We start from the raw sequence: 16,571 nt of genomic DNA, 5'->3' as shown, positions 1-16,571 counted from the left end.
CGATCCTCAGCTCTTCTTCCGCGGCCCACGCTCGGCCGGCGGTTCGCCTTCGGCGGAGGGCGCTGCGGCGGGCTTGTCGCCACCCCCACCGCCGCTCTTGCGGGCGGACTCCTTGATGCCCTGCATGTCGCGCGCTTCGCGGATCAGGCCCGGCATCTTGGCGAGGCTGCCGCCCTCGACGCCGATATCCGACAGGAGGGAATCGATCAGCGGCGCCTGGACGCGGTAGCGCAGCGCCGAGTCGATCACCTCGTCGGTGGCGCTGCGGCCGCCATTGCCGCCATGGCCGTTACCGTTGAGCCCGTCGACCTGGAGGATGCGGATACCCTCGATCTTCTCCATCGGCTTGACGCTTTCGCGCACGATGCCCTCGATGCGGTCGAGCAGCTTGCGGCGGAACAGCGAGTAGCGCGCCTGATCCGTGAGGACGTTCTCGGCCTCGTTGAGCATGCGCTGCGCTTCGGCCTCGACGGTGGCGCGGACGCGCTCGGCGTCGGCCGCAATCCGGGTCTCCTCGGCCTGCTTCTCGGCGAGCAGCACCTCGACCGTCTTGCGGCGCCTTGCGATCTCGCTCTCGCGCGCGGTGATGACGCGCTCGGTGGCCTCCGTCGCGTGGATGCGGGCTTCCTCCGCAGCAGCGCGCGCTGCGGATTCTTCCAGCGACTTCTGATGAATGGCGATGGCCTTCTCCATCAGGACCGTCTCGACGTCCTTCTCGCGGTTGACCTCGAGCTTGCGCAGCTCGCGCTCGCGGCCGATGCGAGCCTCGTCCAGGCCGCGATCCGACGCGATCCGCGCGCGCTCGACCTCCTCGCGCGCGGCAATCTCGGCCTCCTGGAGCGACTGGACGCGGGCGACCTCGAGCTGCTCGATGGCGCGGCGGCGCTCGATCCGCGCCGCTTCCAGCGCCTGCTCGCGCGACACGTCGGTGGTCTCGACGTCCTTGCGCGCGACGATCTCGGCCTGCTTGACCTGGCGGTCGGCATCGATCCGTTCCGAACGCTTGGTGGAGAGCGCGATAACGCGGTCCTCGTCCGCGATCTCGATCGCTTTCTTCTGCTCGATATTGAGCACTTCGCGCTTCTTGGACGAGTTGATTCGTTCGGCCTCGAGCGCGAGATCGACGCCGATGCGCTGGCGTTCGATCGCGTCGCGCCGCTTCAGCTCGGCCGCCTCCAGAACGCCGGTGCGCTCGATCTCGAGGGCGCGGGTTTCGCGCTCGGCCTGGATGCGCTCGGCCGCCACGGTCTTCTCCTGCGCAATCCTGGCGGCCTCGATCGCTTCGCGCGAGGCGATATCGGCTTCCTCGACGGCGCGATTGCGGGCGATCTCCAGGGAGCGCACCCGTTCTTCCTGGGCGATGCGGGAGGCCTCCGTGGCCTCGCGCGCGACGATGCCAGCGACGTCGAGGGTCTGGTTGCGCTCGATCTCGAGCTGCCGCGTGTTCTGCTCGGCAGCGATGCGCTCGGCGGCCAGCGTCCGTTCGCGGGCGATGCGGGCGGCCTCGACCGCGCGCTGCGCCTCGATCTCGGCCTCCTGGATGGTGCGGACCTGCTGGATTTCCAGGGCGCGGGTACGCTCGTCCGAGGAGATGCGCTCGACATTGACCGTCATGGTCTGGGCGATGCGAGCCTTCTCGGTGGCCTCGCGTGCGGCGATCTCGGCCTCCTCGACGGCGCGGGTGCGCTCGATCTCGCGGCGCCGCGTCTCCTCCTCATTGGCGATGCGGGCATCGGTGACGACGCGGTCCTGCTGGATACGGGCCTTCTCGATCGATTCGCGTGCGGCGATCTCGGCTTCCTCGACGGTGCGCATGCGCTCGATCTCGCGCTGGCGCACCTCACGCTCCGAGGCAATGCGGGTGGTGTCGATCGAGCGCTGGTTGGCGATCCGGGTCTTCTCGATCTCCTCGCGCGCCAGCAGCTCCTTTTCCTCGATGGTGCGGGTCCGCTCGATCTCCTTCTGGCGGGTCTCCCGCTCCGAGGCGATGCGGGCCTCGGCAATGGCCTGGTCGTTGGCGATCCGCGCGCGTTCGATGGTCTCGCGCGCTGAGATCTGGGCCTGTTCCGCCTCGGTCTCGCGCAGTGCGCGTTCGCGGGCGACTTCGGTGCGCTGGAGCGCGCGGCGCATCTCGATGTCGCGTTCCTGCTCCAGCCGCGCGGTCTCGCTCTCGCGCTCGATCTCCAGCGCCTGTCGCTCGGCTTCCAGATTGCGGGAGCGGATCCTGATCATCGAGTCCTGCTCGATGTCGTTGCGCAGCTTCCGCTTCGCCTCGATGTCCTCCATCAGGCGGGTCAGGCCTTCGGCGTCGAACCGGTTCGAGGGATTGAAGAATTCAAGATCGGTCTGGTCGAGATCGGTGATCGCAACGGACTCGAGCTCGAGTCCGTTCTGGGCAAGTGCCTCCGCCGCATTGGTCTTGACGCGCACGACATAGTCGCCGCGCCGTTCGTGCATCTCCTCCAGGGTCATTTCGGACGCGACCGACCGGATTGCGGAAATGAACTTGCCGGCCAGCAGCGCGTGGAGCCGTTCGGGCTCCATGGTGCGGCGGCCGAGTGTGGCGGCCGCGATCGAGACGGCCTCCTTGGTGGCCTGGACCCGGACGTAGAAGTCGGCCTCGATGTCGACGCGCATGCGGTCGCGGGTGATCACGGCGTCCTGGCGGGAGCGGACGATGCCCATCGGCAGCACGTTCATGTTGACAGGCGTGTAGTCGTGGATGAACGGCAGCACGAAGGCGCCGCCGTTGATCACCACGCGCTCGCCGAGGAAGCCGGTCCGGACGAACGAGGTTTCCTTGGAGGAGCGATGGTAGAGCCAGTTCACGATGTAGACCGCGACGACGATCACGATGATCGCGACGATCAGCCAGAGGATCAACTCGCCGACCAATATCCCTGACATCTTGTCCTCCCTCGAACCTTAAAGGCGTTATCGCGCGCCGATCGCCTTGAATTGCCGTACCTGTTCCGTCAGAGCCCGCTCCACGGGCAGTCGCTCCATCGAGGAGGCGCCATAGAAGCCGTGACAGTTGCGGGTGTTCTTCATGATGAAATCGGCGTCCGCGGGATCGGCTATCGGCCCACCATGCGCGAGCACCAGAATGTCCGGATTGACGCTGAGCGCGGCCGAGGCCCAGGTGTCGATGCGCGCCGGGCAGTCCTTCAGTTTCGGCGCCGTCTGCGCCCCGATCGTGCCGCCGGTGGTGAGCCCGAGATGGCAGACGATGATGTCGGCCCCGGCTATCGCCATCGCCGCGGCTTCCTTTTCGCTGAAGACGTAGGGCGTGGTCAGCAGGTCCTTCTCGCGCGCCTTCGCGATCATGTCGATCTCGAGCGCATAGGACATCCCGGTCTCTTCGAGATTGGCGCGGAACACGCCGTCGATCAGGCCGACCGTCGGAAAGTTCTGCACGCCGGCAAAGCCGAGTGCCTTCAACTGGTCGAGGAACACGTCCATGTCGCGGAACGGATCGGTGCCGTTGACGCCGGCGAGCACCGGCGTCTTGCTGACGACAGGCAGAACTTCGCCGGCCATCTCCAGCACGATGGCGTTGGCGTCGCCGTAAGCCATCAGCCCGGCGAGCGAGCCGCGGCCGGCCATGCGGTAGCGGCCGGAATTGTAGATGACGATGAGGTCGACGCCGCCGGCCTCCTCGCATTTGGCCGACAGGCCGGTGCCGGCGCCGCCGCCGACGATGGGCTCGCCGCGTCGTGCCATCTCGCGGAACCGCTTCAACAATGCTGCGCGTTCAAACCGGGCCATCGGTCACCTCGCTAGTCGCCGGCGCGCCCCAGCGCGGCCGAACAGCGTTCGGAACGCAGCTGCGATGGTGGAGGCGAACTCGGGATCGTTGATGTTCTTGGGGACACGAATGAGCTGACGGTTGGCGGTCTGCCGCACGGACCGCTCCAGCGCGCGGAACAGCGCTGCGTCGGCATCTGGATCCCAGAATGGCTGCCCTCGCGCGTCGAGCGCGGAGACGCCGCCCTCGGGCAGGAAGAAGCGCACGGGCCCATCCATCTGGTTGAGCTTTTCGCCAATCCAGCGGCCGATGCGCTCGTTCTCTTCCGCCGTGGTCCGCATCAAGGTCACCTGCGGATTGTGGACGTGGAACTTGCGGCCGCGGTAGCGCTCCGGGATGGTGTCGGGCGCGCCGAAATTGACCATGTCGAGCGCGCCGACCGAACCGACATAGGGGGCGCGTGTGCGGATGATCGCACCGAAGCGGTCTTCGGTGGCAGGAAAAACGCCGCCCATCAGGAGGTCGCAGACTTCGGTCGTGGTCAGGTCGACGACACCCGCGAGCTGGCCGGTCTCGACGAGCTTCTCCATCGAGCGGCCGCCGACGCCGGTGGCATGGAAGACGAGGCACTCGAACTCCTCGCGCAAATCGGCGGCGATCTTCTGCACGGCCGGCGTCGTCACCCCGAACATGGTGATGCCGATCGACGGCAGGCTGACGGCGGTCGCGCGCTCCCTGGCTTCGCGCTGATCGAGGCGCGCCTTCACCATGCCGGCGATGGCATTCGCGCCGTTCGACAGCACCGCGCGCGAGATCGCGTTGAGCCCCTGCACGTCGGTGACCGAATACATCATCGTGATGTCGGCGGGCCCGACATAGGGGCCGACATCGCCGGAGGCGACGGAGGAGATGATCAGCTTCGGCACGCCGACGGGCAGGGCACGCATGCCCGGCGCAACGAGCGATGCCGCACCCGAGCCCCCGGCCGTGATCACGCCGGCGACATTGCCTTGCCGCCGCAGCCAGTTGGCGAACGCATCCGCCATCGCGGTCACGGCGGCGCCGCGGTCCGGGCCGAACACGGCCGAGCCGCCGCGTCCGTGGTTCAGCGCAATCTCCTGCGCGGAGACGTCGCAGCTCGCTTGCCTGCCGCTGGTGGAGACGTCGACCAGCCGTGTGCGCAGGCCGCTCTCCGCGATGATGTCGCGGATGAAGCGCAGCTCGGCGCCCTTGGTGTCGAGCGTGCCGACGACCAGCACCACCGGCGGCCCGGATGCCTGTGCCGTCACCGGCTCGCGCTTGCGCCGCGCGGTCTCGTCGAGACGCGCAACCTGCGTCGAGAGCGTGCGCGCGGCGGCTTCGATCCGCGCGATCGGGACCGGCTGCGACCAGCGCGTCGGCAAGGTGGGATTGGAGACGTAGATCCGGATCGGCCCGCTCGGCCGCGACGGCTGCGGGACCAGCTTCGCCTCGGCGCCGGCAGCGGGCGCGTCGGTATCCGGCTCGAGCGCCGCGTGCAGGCCGACGCCGAGCAGGCGCTGCTGGAGCTCGCGATCGGCAGCAAGCCGCGCCGAATCGATGATGCGGTTGATGCGGCCGTTGACCATGATCGCGACATTGCGCGAGACCGCGGTAGCGACGCCGATGTTCTGCTCGATCACGAGCACGGCCATGTCGCCGTCCTCGCCGAGCCGCAGCAGCATCTCCTCGACCTGTGCCACGATGACGGGCGCGAGCCCCTCGGTCGGCTCGTCCATGATCAGCAAATGCGGATTGGTGAGCAGCGCGCGCGAGATCGCGAGCATCTGCTGCTCGCCGCCGGAGAGCTGGCCGCCGCCATGGTCCTTGCGCTCGGCGAGACGCGGGAAGGTGTCGTAGATGCGCTCGACGGTCCAGGCGCCGGATCGCATGCTGCCGGCGAGGCGCAGATGCTCGTCGACGCTGAGCGAGCGCCAGAGACGGCGGCCCTGCGGCACATAGCCGACGCCGAGGCGGGCGATGTGGGCCGGCGAGCGCCGCGTGATGTCCTCGCCGCGGACGCGGATCGATCCGCCGCTCACGCCCACCAGACCCATGATCGCCTTGCACAGCGTGGTCTTGCCCATGCCGTTGCGGCCGACGACGGAGAACACGCCGCTCTCCAGGGTGAGGTCGACGCCTTGCAGCGCGTGCGAGTGGCCGTAGTAGACGTCGAGGCCGCGAACCTCGAGCGCGGCGGCTGTGCGGCGGACCTCATTCATGGCCGCCTCCGAGGTAAAGCTCCTGCACCTCGGGATCGGACTCGATCTCCTGCGGCAGGCCTTCCTTGAAGACGCGGCCGTTGTGCATCATCGTGACGCTCTCGACGACGCGCAAGGCAACGTCCATGTCGTGCTCGATGATGATGTAGCCGATATGGGCCGGCAGCGAGGTCAGGATCTCGATCAGCTCCTGCCGCTCGGTCGGCGAGAGACCCGCGGCCGGCTCGTCGAACAGCACGAAGCGCGGGGCGCCGGCGAGCGCGAGCGCGATCTCGAGCTGGCGCTGCTGGCCATGCGCGAGCTCGGCGACGCGCTGGTCCTTCACCGCGGTCAGGTGCACGGCCTGCACGAGATTGTCGGCGGCGTGCATCAGGGCGTCGTTCTGTCCCGGGCGCAGGAACGAGAAGCGTCCGCGCGAGATGCCGCGGCAGGCGAGATAGACGTTGTCCTGCACGGTGAGGCCGGGGAACAGCGCCGAGATCTGGTAGGTCCGGCGCAGCCCGCGGCGGATGCGTTCATAGGGCGGGAAGTGCGTGACGTCCTCGCCGAAGAAGCGGATGGTGCCGGAGGAGGGCGGGAAGTCGCCGGTGATGCAGTTGAACAGCGTGGTCTTGCCGGCGCCATTCGAGCCGAGCACGGCGCGCCGCTCGCCGGGACGCACGGTGATGGTGACGTCGGTCAGCGCTGCCAGCGCGCCGAACAGCCGCGTGACGCCGCGCAGCTCGAGTGCGGCGCCGGCGCCGACGGCGGAGAGGCGTTGGGCGACGCTATCCATGGCCGTGTGCTCCGCCCGAACGGCCCGTCGTGGGGCGATGGTTCTGGCGCCAGCGCTGCCACAGGCCGATCACGCCGTCCGAGGACCAGAATACGATGGCGAGGAAACCGAGCCCGATCAGCAGCCGGAAGCGGTTGCCGTCGAGCCCGAACTTGATCAGGACATCGAGCGCGAAGGTGCGCAGCAGCACGAAGATCAGCGCGCCGATGAAGGGACCGATCGGGCGCGTGATGCCGCCGACCACGGCGATGATCAGGATGTCGATGCAGGCGCTGACGCTGACCGAGCCCGGCGAGATCTGGCGGTAGTTCCAGACCTGGAGCACGCCGGCGAGCGCCGCGACGAAGGACGCGAAAGCATAGGCCGCGACGCGGTGCGCATTGACGTTGAAGCCGAGCGCGGCCATGCGGCGCGGATTGTCGCGCACGCCCTGCAGCGCCAGGCCGAACGGTGCGCGGGAGATGTAGTCGACCGCGAAGTAGCACAGCGCGGCGACCGCGAGCACGATATAGTAGAAGGGAATGTCGGCGCGCCAGTTGACGCCCCAGAAATGCGGCGTCGCGACGGTGTTGATGCCGGTGTGGCCGTTGAAGATCGCCCAGTTCTGGTTGGTGAAGTAATAGAAGGCCGCGCCGATCGCGAGCGTGATCATGATGGTGTAGATGCCTTCAGTGCGGACGGCCAGCGCGCCGCCGAGCGTGCCGAAAATGGTCGCGAGCGCGAGCGCCATCGGGACCGCGAGCCACCATGGCCAGCCGAGGCTGATATTGGTGTTGGCGCTGACGCCGAACACGGCGACCATGTAGGCCGCAAAGCCGGCGATGGTGAGCTGCATCAAGCTGACCATGCCGCCATAGCCGGCCAGGAACATCAGGCTCAGCGCAATGGTGCCGAGGATCAACGTGGTGGCGAAGATCTCGATCAAGAAGAAGCCGTTGGCGATAAGCGGCATGATCAGGAGAAGGACCGCGACGATCCATGCGGCGGGATTGTCGATCTCCGGCCATGCCCGTGCGGAAGACTGCGCCGTGGTGGCGGGGCGGACGGCAACGCGGGCGTCGTGGGCGAGGGACATGTCAGCGCCTCGCCAGCAGGCCCTGCGGCCGGATCGCCAGCACCAGCACCATGATCAGGAAGGTCACGACGATGGCGTAGGTCGGGATGTAAACCGAGCCGAGCTGCTCGGCGAGGCCGATGATGAGCGCGCCGAGCGCCGCACCGGGGATCGAACCCATGCCGCCGACGATCACCACCACCAGCGAGGCGAGCAGGAAGCGGATGTCCTCGCCGGGGGACAGCGACTGGAAGGTGCCGCCGACGACCCCGGCGATGCCGGCAAGCCCGGCGCCGAACGCGAACACCAGCACGAAGACGAGCTGGATGCGGACGCCGGTGGCGGCCAGCATGTCGCGATCGTCGACGCCGGCGCGGATGATCATGCCGATCCGGGTGCGGTTGAGCGCGAGCCACATGCCGACGCCGATCACGACGGACGCTGCGAAGATCACCAGCCGCACCACCGGATATCGGAGGTAGACCGGCTCGCCCGAGGATTTCACTGCCGTGATCAGCGGCAGGTCCATGGGCCCGACCAGCCAGCTCGGGGTCTGGATCTGGTAGAAGTCGCCGCCGCAGGCCCAGAGCATCAGGTCGGCAAACACGATCGAGAGCCCGATCGTCACCATGGTCTGCCTGAGGTCCTGGCCTTCCATGCGCCGGAACACGATCACCTGGAGCAGCACGCCGACCAGTGCAGTGAGGACGAAGGCAAGGATGAAACTGAGGAGCCAGGAGCCAGTGGCTGTGCTGATGGCGTAGCCGACATAGCCGCCGAACAGATAGAGCGAGCCGTGCGCCAGGTTGACGTTGCGCATCAGGCCGAAGATCAGCGTGAAGCCGCTCGCGACGAGGAAGTAGAGCCCGCCGAGCGTGACGCCGTTGAATACGGCGTTGAGGAAGACGCGCTTGCGGCCGATCGCCTCCTCAAGGCCCGGCGGCCAGACTGCGAAGACCAGCCAGAGCGCGACGGCAATCGCGATGATCACGATCAGCGCCCAGACGGGATGGCGTTCGATGAAACGGCTCATGGGCGCCACCCGCTTGCGAAGGCCGCGCGCCGAAGCTCCACCGAATGCAGGTCAGACAGCCTTAGCGCGGCTGCTTGCCTCGCCATGAACGTGCGCTCCCGTCGTCGCGACCATCTCGGGATCGCGTTGCGCTCATCCTAGCCGGGCTTGGAGAGGGACGTTTGATCGTGAGTATCTTTTCGCGCGGCGGTCAGGCGCGCAAGACCTTGGCGGCGCGACGATAGTCGGTCGGCGCCATCCCCACATTGGCGGCGAAGAAGCGGGTGAAGCCGCTCTGCGAGGAAAAGCCGAGATCGAAGCCGATATCGGCGATCGGTGCCTCGCTGGCGACCAGCGCTTCGAGCGCCTGTTCCATGATCAGCGTGTTGAGATAGAGGTTCGGCGTGACGCCGGTCTGGACGCGGAACAATCGGTAGAAGTGCGGCCGCGACAGGCCGGACTCGCGCGCGATCGTGTCGAGCTCGATCTCGGCGCCGGGGCTCTCCGACATCATCTTGATGCATTTGCGCACGCGAAAGTCGGTGACGGAGCCCTTTGCCCGCGGATCGCGCGCAGTCTCGGCCTGTTGCCAGCTTTCGTCATAGCAGTTGTCGATCAGCCGCCGGAGCTCGGAATCGAGGCTGGAGAGCGATGGTGCGCCGCACACCAAGGCGGCGGTCCGCCGGATGTGCTTGTCAAGCGCGACGGTGCGCTTGAACTGCGTGCGGCCGAAGCGCAACCGGTCGGAGCCCGGTGCATCCGGCGCAAACCATTCGGGATTGACGTAGAGCACGAAGAAGATCGCGCCGCCGTCGAGGTCGGTCGGCAGAAAATTATGCGGCTCCCAGGGATTGACGGCAACGACGGAGGTTTCGCTGAGATCGTAGTGGCCGGCGCAGACATCGATGCATGCGGGCATGCCGCCGACATGGAAGATCAGATGACCTTCACGATGGGCGTGGATATTGAAAGGGCGGTTCAACTGATAAACCGTCGCCCGACCGAAGCGGCCGTGGAAGACGGCGAGCGCACGGCTCATGCCTTCCCTCCCGAATGTTCTTGTCTTTTCAGCCAGCGTTCAACAACGCCGCGGAGATTGCAAGAGCGGAGAGCACCCGCGTCAGCAAGTCGCTCCCCGCTCATGTGCTGTCGATGCGATGCGTCAGTATTTCTTACATTCCGGCACGCTACGGCTCGGGAGCCCGATCTTCGAGAACACGGCCGCATCGTAGCCGAGCGTCTGGTTCACGTTCGGGATCACCTTCACGACCTTGCTGAACAGCGCGCCCTTGCCGTCATCGACGACCTCGGTGACGAAGTTGGTGCCGATCGCCTGACGATTGGAGTCGAGCTTGATCTTGCCGTTCGGCGCGTCGAGCTCGATTTTCGCGAGCGCAGTCCTGAACTTCGACTGGTTGTCGCTGAGATCGCCCTTGACCTCGCGCAGCGCCAGGATCAAGGCCATCGTCGAGCCGTAGTAGTTGGTCGCAAGCAGTGACGGGCTTGGAAAGCGCTTGTTGGGCGGGAAGGCGTCCTGATAGGCCTTCACGAACTTCTGCCAGCCCGGATCCTCCCAGGTATCGGCCTGGCCGCTCGCCGCGATGGTGCCGATCAGCGCGTTCTTGGCATTCCCCTTTGACGACAGGATGGTCTGGTCGATCATGATGGAACCTCCCATCAGATGCGCCTTGCCGCCGGCCTGCTGATACTGATTGAGGAAGTTGACGGCGTCCGCGCCGCCAAGTCCGAGATAGATGGCATCGACATCGTCGGGCAGCGCGGCGATGACGGAGGCAAAGTCCTTGGTGCCGAGCGGCACCCATTGCCGGTTGGTGACCTGGCCGCCGGCGCCGCAGAATTCGAGCACGAGGCCGAACACCTGGGTGTAGATGAAGGAGTAGTCTTCGCCGACGGTCGCGATCTTGCGATACTTCTTTTCGTCAAAGGCGTATTTGCCGAGGCCGACCTGCCACTGCGCGCCGTCCATGTTGTAGCGGAAGAAGTTCGGGGCAGGATCGACATAGGTCGTTTCCTGGGCGCCGGACGCCGCATTGATGAAAGTCAGCTCGGGATGGGTCTTAGCAAAGTTCTTCACCGCGATGCCCTCGTCGCCGGAGAGCGGCGACAGCAGGATCTGCACCTTGTCCTGCTCGATCAGCTTGCGGACGGCGCGCACAGCCGAATCCGGCGTCGCGTCGGTTGACGCGACGATGAACTCAAGTTCCTTGTCGCCGATTTTCTTGCCCAGCACGTTGAGTGCCGTCTGGTGGCCGCGCATGCCGTCCTCGCCGAGCACCGTGTAGGTGCCTTCGAGTGTAGCGGTCACGCCCACCTTGATCTTTTCCTGGGCGATCGCCGCGCCCGAAAGAAACAGGCTGCTCAGCGCGAGCAGTCCCACACTGCATTTCGACATTGTGCTCCTCCCTGTGTCGTCGCTTTGCCGCGCCGATCCCGGCGCGACGCCGGTGGCTCTCGAACGGCCCCGGCTTTGGAGGGAAGCTAGCCGAAGTCGAATGCGGTGCCTGCGTGCGCACCTCGTCCGGTTTGACGGGCAGTCTCATTTTTGAATGCTGCGGCGCAAGTGGTGTTGCGGTGCAATCGGCGGGTGTGCCGCGCCCTGATGCGCCCGCGAGCCTCAAAGCGCCTCACACCCAGCCGCCATCCACGATGTAGTGCTGAGCGGTGCAGGCGGAGGCCTCGTCGGACGCGAGGAAGACGGTGAATTTCGCGACCTCGTCCGGAACAAGCCGGCGCTTCAGGCACTGTCGCTGCTGCAGTTCGATCTCGCCCGCCGGCGTCATCCATTTCTCGAGCTGGCGCTCGGTCATGATCCAGCCCGGCGCGATCGCGTTGACGCGGATGTTGTAGGGGCCGTAGTCGCGCGCCAATGAGCGCGTCAGGCCGATCACGCCCGATTTGCTGGCGGTGTAGGCGGCCATGCCGCCTTGCCCCGCGATCCACGACACGGAGCCGAAATTGATGATGGCCCCGGCACGCGCCGCCTTCATGTCCGGCAGCACCGCCTGCGACGCGAAGAACTGGTGCTTCAGATTAACCGCGACGCGGTCGTCCCAATATTCCGGCGTCATCTCCTCGGTGTTGTGCCGCTCGTCATGTGCTGCGTTGTTGATCAGGATGTTGATCGCGCCGTGCGCCTTGCGGGCCTCGACTACGCCGGCGCGTAGCGCGGGGATGTCGGTCAGGTCGACGCGCTGGAAATGCGCAGCCAGTCCCTGATCCGAGAGCTCGCGGGCGAGGCGCTGGCCCTCGTCGACCTTGATGTCGAAGAATACGACATTGGATTTCTGCTGCGCGAAGTGCCGCACGATCGCAGCGCCAATTCCCGCAGCGCCACCGGTGACGAGAACGACCTTGTCGGCGAGGTCGGAATAAATGGCAGCCATGGGCACCTCTCGAGTTGCGTTGGGGGCAGTGCGACGCACCGTCCAAGTCTCCCCGGACCTTAGCCACTCCCGCCGTGAGGTCCATAGATCAGAATTTTAGTTGCGTACCTCAAAAATCGAAGGCAGGATTGCAGCCAACGAATAAGAGCCGATCGGGAGGAATGTGATGAGACTGCTCGGGAAGCTGGGACTCGCCGCTGCCGCATGCCTGCTTTGGGCCAACTCTGCCGCAGCCGACACGACGGTGAAATGGCTCCACATCGAGGTCAATCCAGCCCAGGTGAAGATCTGGGAGGAGGTCGCGCGCGCCTATGAGGCGTCGCATCCGGGCGTCAAGGTCGAGATGCAGTTTCTCGAGAACGAGGCCTACAAGGCCAAGCTGCCGACCATCCTGCAATCCAAGGATCGGCCGAACATCATCTACAGCTGGTCCGGTGGCGTCCTGAAGGCGCAGATCGAGGCTGGTGTCCTCGACGACATCACCGATTCCGTGAAGGGTTACAGCGACAGCCTGACGCCGGCAGCGCTCGCCGCCTTCACAAGCAATGGCCACGTTTATGGTCTGCCGACCGCGCTGTCGCAGGTCGGCTTCCTCTGCAACAGGGAGCTGATGGCCAAGGCGAAGGTCGATCCCGCAGGGATCAAGAGCTGGGATGACCTGCTTGCCGCCGTCAAGACGTTGAAGGCCGCCGGCGTCACGCCGATCGTGGTCGGCGGCGCCGACAAATGGCCGTTACACTTCTATTGGACGCATCTTGCCGTGCGCATCGGCGGCAAGCCGGCCTTCGACGCGGCGCTGCGCGGCGAGAACGGCGGCTTCGCCGGCGAAACCTTCCAGAAGTCCGGCGAGCTGTTCAAGCAACTCGTCGATCTTCAGCCGTTCCAGAACGGTTTCCTGGGCTTCAAGAATCCGCAGGCGGTCGGTTATTTCGGCGACGGCAAGGCGGCCATGACGCTCGCGATCAGCTCCGTCTATCATCTGCAGCGCGCGCTCGCCGCCGACAAGGTCGGCCTCTCCGAGGACAAGATCTGCTGGTTCGACTTCCCGGTCGTACCGGGCGGCAAGGGCGCGCCGACGGACACGCTCGGCGGCATCACCGGCTGGCTGATCACCAAGGGCTCGCCGAAGGAGGCGGTCGATTTCCTGAAATACTTCATCTCCAAGGACGTGCAGACGCGGCTTGCGGCGAACAATTTCATCATTCCGGTGGTGCAGGGCGCGGATGCCGGCCTCAACAACGCCTTCATGAAGCTGATCGCGGCTAATCTGGCGAAGTCGAACTACCACCAGAACTTCTATGACCAGAGCCTCGGCCCCTCGGTCGGCCGCGTCGTCAATGACGTGGCTGCCGAAATCGCCGGCGGCAGCATGAACCCGCAGGATGCTGCCAAGGCGATCGAGGCGGCCTGGAAGCAGGGCAACTGACGGTGGCGCGGCGGATCGCGAGCGCGCCGGCGATGAGCGTCGCGCCGACGTCGTTCTCGTCGACGGCGGTGCGCGGTCCCGGCTGGGACGGCCGCTTCACGGTGCTGATCCTGTTCCTGCCGCCGGCGCTGCTGCTGTTCACGCTGTTCGTGGTGCTGCCGATCGGCGAGGCCGCCTGGTACTCGGCCTTCAACTGGAACGGCTTTGGCAGGCCGACCAACTGGATCGGCTTCGACAATTACCGCTTCGTGCTGGAGACGCGCGCCTTCTGGCTCGCGCTGCGCAACAACGGGCTGATCATCGCGGTCTCGCTGCTGGTACAGCTGCCGCTTGCGCTCACGCTGGCCTTGCTGCTCGCGGAGCGCTTTCGCGGCGCAGTGGCGCTGCGCATGCTGTTCTTCATGCCCTACATTCTGGCGGAGATCGCAACCGGGCTGATCTTCTCGTTCGTCTATGACGGCGATTATGGCCTGGTGGCCTCGATCTGGCGCACCTTCGGCGCCGAGGCGCCGCATCTGCTGGCCTCGACCGACACGGCGATGCTGGCGGTGCTGATCGTCATCGTCTGGAAGTATTTTGGCTTCCACATGATGCTGTTCATCGCCGCACTCCAGGGGCTCGACAAGAGCCTGGTCGAGGCGGCCACCATCGACGGCGCGACGCGGTCGCAGACGCTCCGCCACGTCGTCATCCCCTTGCTCTATCCGACGATCCGGCTCTCGGTGTTCTTCGCCATCATCGGCTCGCTGCAGCTATTCGACCTGGTGATGCCGTTGACGCGCGGAGGACCTGCGGATTCCTCCAACACGATGGTGAGCTTCCTCTACAACAACGGCATCTCCCGCATGCGCGTCGGCTATGGCAGCGCCATCGGCGTCATCCTGTTCGTGATCTGCGTGACCTTTGCCTTCACGTACAAGCGATGGTTCATGCGCGATGAATGACGCCGAGACCACCCGCACCCCGTTCGATCCCGCAATATTGTTCAAGGCGCTGTTCCTCGCCGTGATCGCCATCTTCGTGCTGGTGCCGCTGCTCGCGACCCTGCTCGGCGGCTTCAAGTCGCTCGGCGAGCTGCGCGTCAATCCGTTCGGCCTGCCCAGGCACTGGGAATGGCAGAACTATGCCGACATCCTGTTCTCGACGCGCTACTGGCAGCTGCTCCGCAACTCGCTGGTCATCTCGACGCTCGCGGTGATCCTGACCCTGATCACGGCCTCGATGGCCGCGTTCACCTTCGCCCATGTCAGGTTCTACGGCTCATCGATGCTGCTGAGCTACCTGACGCTCGGCCTGCTGTTTCCCGCCGCGACAGCGGTGCTGCCGCTGTTCATCAAGGTGCGCGATCTCGGGCTGCTCGATACGTATTTCGGCGTCGCGCTGCCGCAGGTCGCGTTCAGCCTGGCCATGAGCGTGCTGCTGCTGCGGCGCTTCTTCAAGGACATTCCCTATGAACTGCTCGAAGCCGCGCTGGTCGATGGCTGCAGCTATATCAAGTTCTTTCGCTACGTGACGCTGCCGCTGTCACGGCCGATCCTTGCCACCGTCGGCACCATCACCTTCGTCAACAGCTGGAACGCCTATCTGCTGCCGCTGGTGATGCTCAACACCGATGCGCTGTATCCCTGGCCGCTCGGCATCATGGTTTACCAGGGCGAGTATTCGTCCGAGTGGCACCTGATCCTGGCCTTCATCACGCTGACCATCCTGCCGACGGTCGTTCTCTTCCTTCTGGCGCAGAAGCACATCGTCGCCGGCCTCACCGCAGGCGCGGTCAAGGGATGAACGGTATTTCACGGAGATCACAATGAGAAGAATAGGCATCGGAATCATCGGCTGCGGCAATATCAGTACCGCCTATCTGAAGGCGGCCCAGCGCTTTCCTTTCATGGAGGTCAAGGCGCTCGCCGACATGCGCAGCGATGCCGCCGAGCGCCAGGGCGCGGCCTTCGGCCTGCCCGGGATGCGGGTCGATCAGTTGCTGAGGCGCGACGACGTCGAGATCGTCATCAATCTCACCGTGCCGCTCGCCCACACCGACGTCAGCCTCGCCGTGCTCAATGCCGGCAAGCATGTCCACTCGGAGAAACCGCTCGGCATCAACGTTGAAGAGGCGCGCAAGGTGATGGATCTCGCCGCGCAGAAGAACCTCCGCGTCGGCTGTGCGCCGGATACGTTCCTCGGCGGCGGACACCAGACCGCGCGCAAGCTGATCGACGACGGTGCGATCGGCACGCCGGTCGCGGGCAGCGCCTTCTTCGGCTGCCCCGGCCACGAGCGCTGGCATCCGGCGCCAGGCTTCTATTACCTGCGCGGTGGCGGGCCGATGCTGGACATGGGGCCGTATTACATCACTGATCTCGTGCAGCTGCTCGGCCCGGTCGCAAGCGTGATGGGCTCGACCGCGCGTCCGAAATCCGAGCGCGTGGTCACCAGCCAGCCGATGAACGGCACGCTGATTCCGGTCGAGGTATCGACCCACGTGGCGGGCACGCTCGAATTCGAGAGCGGGGCGGTCGTCTCGATCGCGATGAGCTTCGACGTGCCGAAGCACCGGCACGCGCCGATCGAGATCTATGGCGACAAGGGCAGCATGCTGGTGCCGGACCCGAACCGCTTCGGCGGCGAGGTGCAGGTGGCAAAGACCGGCGGTGAATGGGAGACGGTGCCGCTGACGCACGGTCATGTCGACGGCGAGTTCCGCTCGATCGGCGTCGCCGACATGGCCGCCGCGATCCTGAACAACCGGCCGCACCGCGCCAGCGGGGCGCTTGCCTTCCACGTGCTGGAGGTGATGGAGGCGTTCCAGACCTCCGCCGACGAAGGCCGGCGCGTCAGGATCGAGAGCCGCGTCGAGCGGCCGGCGATGCTGCCGGCCGGACGCGAAACCGGACAGATCGACTGAGGACAGA

13 protein-coding genes are annotated in these 16,571 nt (G+C 65.9%); 4 read left to right on the top strand and 9 right to left on the bottom strand.

All coding sequences use genetic code 11. The features are described from left to right. Positions 1-6: 6 nt before the first annotated feature. The 9 genes from A3M7_RS0139920 to A3M7_RS0139880 form a co-directional block, all read right to left on the bottom strand. Positions 7-2,907: a flotillin family protein gene (locus A3M7_RS0139920; RefSeq protein WP_027548902.1), complete on the bottom strand. Its 2,901-nt coding sequence runs from the start codon at positions 2,905-2,907 to the stop codon at positions 7-9. A 27-nt stretch (positions 2,908-2,934) separates the two neighbouring features. Beyond that, positions 2,935-3,768 (bottom strand): phosphoenolpyruvate hydrolase family protein, encoded by an 834-nt coding sequence (locus A3M7_RS0139915; RefSeq protein WP_027548901.1) that lies wholly within the window; start codon positions 3,766-3,768, stop codon positions 2,935-2,937. A 3-nt stretch (positions 3,769-3,771) separates the two neighbouring features. Beyond that, positions 3,772-5,988 (bottom strand): ABC transporter permease, encoded by a 2,217-nt coding sequence (locus A3M7_RS0139910; protein WP_027548900.1) that lies wholly within the window; start codon positions 5,986-5,988, stop codon positions 3,772-3,774. Next, the gene (locus A3M7_RS0139905; protein ID WP_011086167.1) at positions 5,981-6,763 is read right to left on the bottom strand and encodes an ABC transporter ATP-binding protein; all 783 of its coding nucleotides are present in this window, start codon (positions 6,761-6,763) and stop codon (positions 5,981-5,983) included. Before A3M7_RS0139905 ends, A3M7_RS0139910 begins: the two co-directional genes overlap by 8 nt. Beyond that, the gene (locus tag A3M7_RS0139900; protein ID WP_027548899.1) at positions 6,756-7,838 is read right to left on the bottom strand and encodes a branched-chain amino acid ABC transporter permease; all 1,083 of its coding nucleotides are present in this window, start codon (positions 7,836-7,838) and stop codon (positions 6,756-6,758) included. The genes A3M7_RS0139905 and A3M7_RS0139900 overlap by 8 nt, the downstream gene beginning before the upstream one ends. A 1-nt stretch (position 7,839) precedes the next feature. After that, complete coding sequence (locus A3M7_RS0139895; protein ID WP_027548898.1) at positions 7,840-8,850, bottom strand: branched-chain amino acid ABC transporter permease; 1,011 nt, start codon at positions 8,848-8,850, stop codon at positions 7,840-7,842. A gap of 190 nt (positions 8,851-9,040) precedes the next feature. Then, positions 9,041-9,868 (bottom strand): AraC family transcriptional regulator, encoded by an 828-nt coding sequence (locus A3M7_RS0139890; RefSeq protein WP_027548897.1) that lies wholly within the window; start codon positions 9,866-9,868, stop codon positions 9,041-9,043. A gap of 123 nt (positions 9,869-9,991) precedes the next feature. Continuing rightward, a complete protein-coding gene (locus A3M7_RS0139885; protein ID WP_027548896.1) occupies positions 9,992-11,242 on the bottom strand; it encodes an ABC transporter substrate-binding protein in 1,251 nt (416 codons plus the stop codon). A gap of 232 nt (positions 11,243-11,474) precedes the next feature. Further along, positions 11,475-12,233 carry an SDR family NAD(P)-dependent oxidoreductase gene (locus A3M7_RS0139880; RefSeq protein WP_027548895.1) on the bottom strand — a complete coding sequence of 253 codons (759 nt, stop codon included), beginning with the start codon at positions 12,231-12,233 and terminating at the stop codon, positions 11,475-11,477. 166 nt (positions 12,234-12,399) lie between these two features. Here A3M7_RS0139880 and A3M7_RS0139875 point away from each other — a divergent pair, with 166 nt between their 5' ends. From A3M7_RS0139875 to A3M7_RS0139860, 4 genes are read left to right on the top strand one after another with little or no spacing between them, the layout of a single operon-like run. After that, the gene (locus A3M7_RS0139875) at positions 12,400-13,659 is read left to right on the top strand and encodes an extracellular solute-binding protein (protein WP_027548894.1); all 1,260 of its coding nucleotides are present in this window, start codon (positions 12,400-12,402) and stop codon (positions 13,657-13,659) included. 2 nt (positions 13,660-13,661) lie between these two features. Beyond that, the gene (locus A3M7_RS0139870; protein ID WP_027548893.1) at positions 13,662-14,603 is read left to right on the top strand and encodes a carbohydrate ABC transporter permease; all 942 of its coding nucleotides are present in this window, start codon (positions 13,662-13,664) and stop codon (positions 14,601-14,603) included. Further along, complete coding sequence (locus A3M7_RS0139865; RefSeq protein WP_027548892.1) at positions 14,596-15,444, top strand: carbohydrate ABC transporter permease; 849 nt, start codon at positions 14,596-14,598, stop codon at positions 15,442-15,444. The genes A3M7_RS0139870 and A3M7_RS0139865 overlap by 8 nt, the downstream gene beginning before the upstream one ends. Positions 15,445-15,466: 22 nt before the next feature. Further along, entirely contained in the window at positions 15,467-16,564 is a 1,098-nt protein-coding gene (locus A3M7_RS0139860) for a Gfo/Idh/MocA family protein (protein ID WP_027548891.1), read from the top strand. The last annotated feature ends 7 nt before the right edge of the window (positions 16,565-16,571 follow it).

The sequence above is a fragment of the Bradyrhizobium sp. WSM2254 genome (assembly GCF_000472645.1).
In the GTDB taxonomy this organism is placed as follows: domain Bacteria; phylum Pseudomonadota; class Alphaproteobacteria; order Rhizobiales; family Xanthobacteraceae; genus Bradyrhizobium; species Bradyrhizobium niftali.
The sequence above is the reverse complement of the archived record's forward strand: the minus strand, read 5'-3'. Positions and strand labels throughout refer to the sequence as shown.

Bases quoted from the DNA above. Each gene is read 5' to 3' on its own strand.
- A3M7_RS0139900 (WP_027548899.1), bottom strand. From the start codon at position 7,838: ATGTCCCTCGCCCACGACGCCCGCGTTGCCGTCCGCCCCGCCACCACG.
- A3M7_RS0139860 (WP_027548891.1), top strand. From the start codon at position 15,467: ATGAGAAGAATAGGCATCGGAATCATCGGCTGCGGCAATATCAGTACC.
- A3M7_RS0139875 (WP_027548894.1), top strand. From the start codon at position 12,400: ATGAGACTGCTCGGGAAGCTGGGACTCGCCGCTGCCGCATGCCTGCTT.
- A3M7_RS0139920 (WP_027548902.1), bottom strand. From the start codon at position 2,907: ATGTCAGGGATATTGGTCGGCGAGTTGATCCTCTGGCTGATCGTCGCG.
- A3M7_RS0139905 (WP_011086167.1), bottom strand. From the start codon at position 6,763: ATGGATAGCGTCGCCCAACGCCTCTCCGCCGTCGGCGCCGGCGCCGCA.
- A3M7_RS0139895 (WP_027548898.1), bottom strand. From the start codon at position 8,850: ATGAGCCGTTTCATCGAACGCCATCCCGTCTGGGCGCTGATCGTGATC.
- A3M7_RS0139910 (WP_027548900.1), bottom strand. From the start codon at position 5,988: ATGAATGAGGTCCGCCGCACAGCCGCCGCGCTCGAGGTTCGCGGCCTC.
- A3M7_RS0139865 (WP_027548892.1), top strand. From the start codon at position 14,596: ATGAATGACGCCGAGACCACCCGCACCCCGTTCGATCCCGCAATATTG.
- A3M7_RS0139890 (WP_027548897.1), bottom strand. From the start codon at position 9,868: ATGAGCCGTGCGCTCGCCGTCTTCCACGGCCGCTTCGGTCGGGCGACG.
- A3M7_RS0139885 (WP_027548896.1), bottom strand. From the start codon at position 11,242: ATGTCGAAATGCAGTGTGGGACTGCTCGCGCTGAGCAGCCTGTTTCTT.
- A3M7_RS0139915 (WP_027548901.1), bottom strand. From the start codon at position 3,768: ATGGCCCGGTTTGAACGCGCAGCATTGTTGAAGCGGTTCCGCGAGATG.
- A3M7_RS0139880 (WP_027548895.1), bottom strand. From the start codon at position 12,233: ATGGCTGCCATTTATTCCGACCTCGCCGACAAGGTCGTTCTCGTCACC.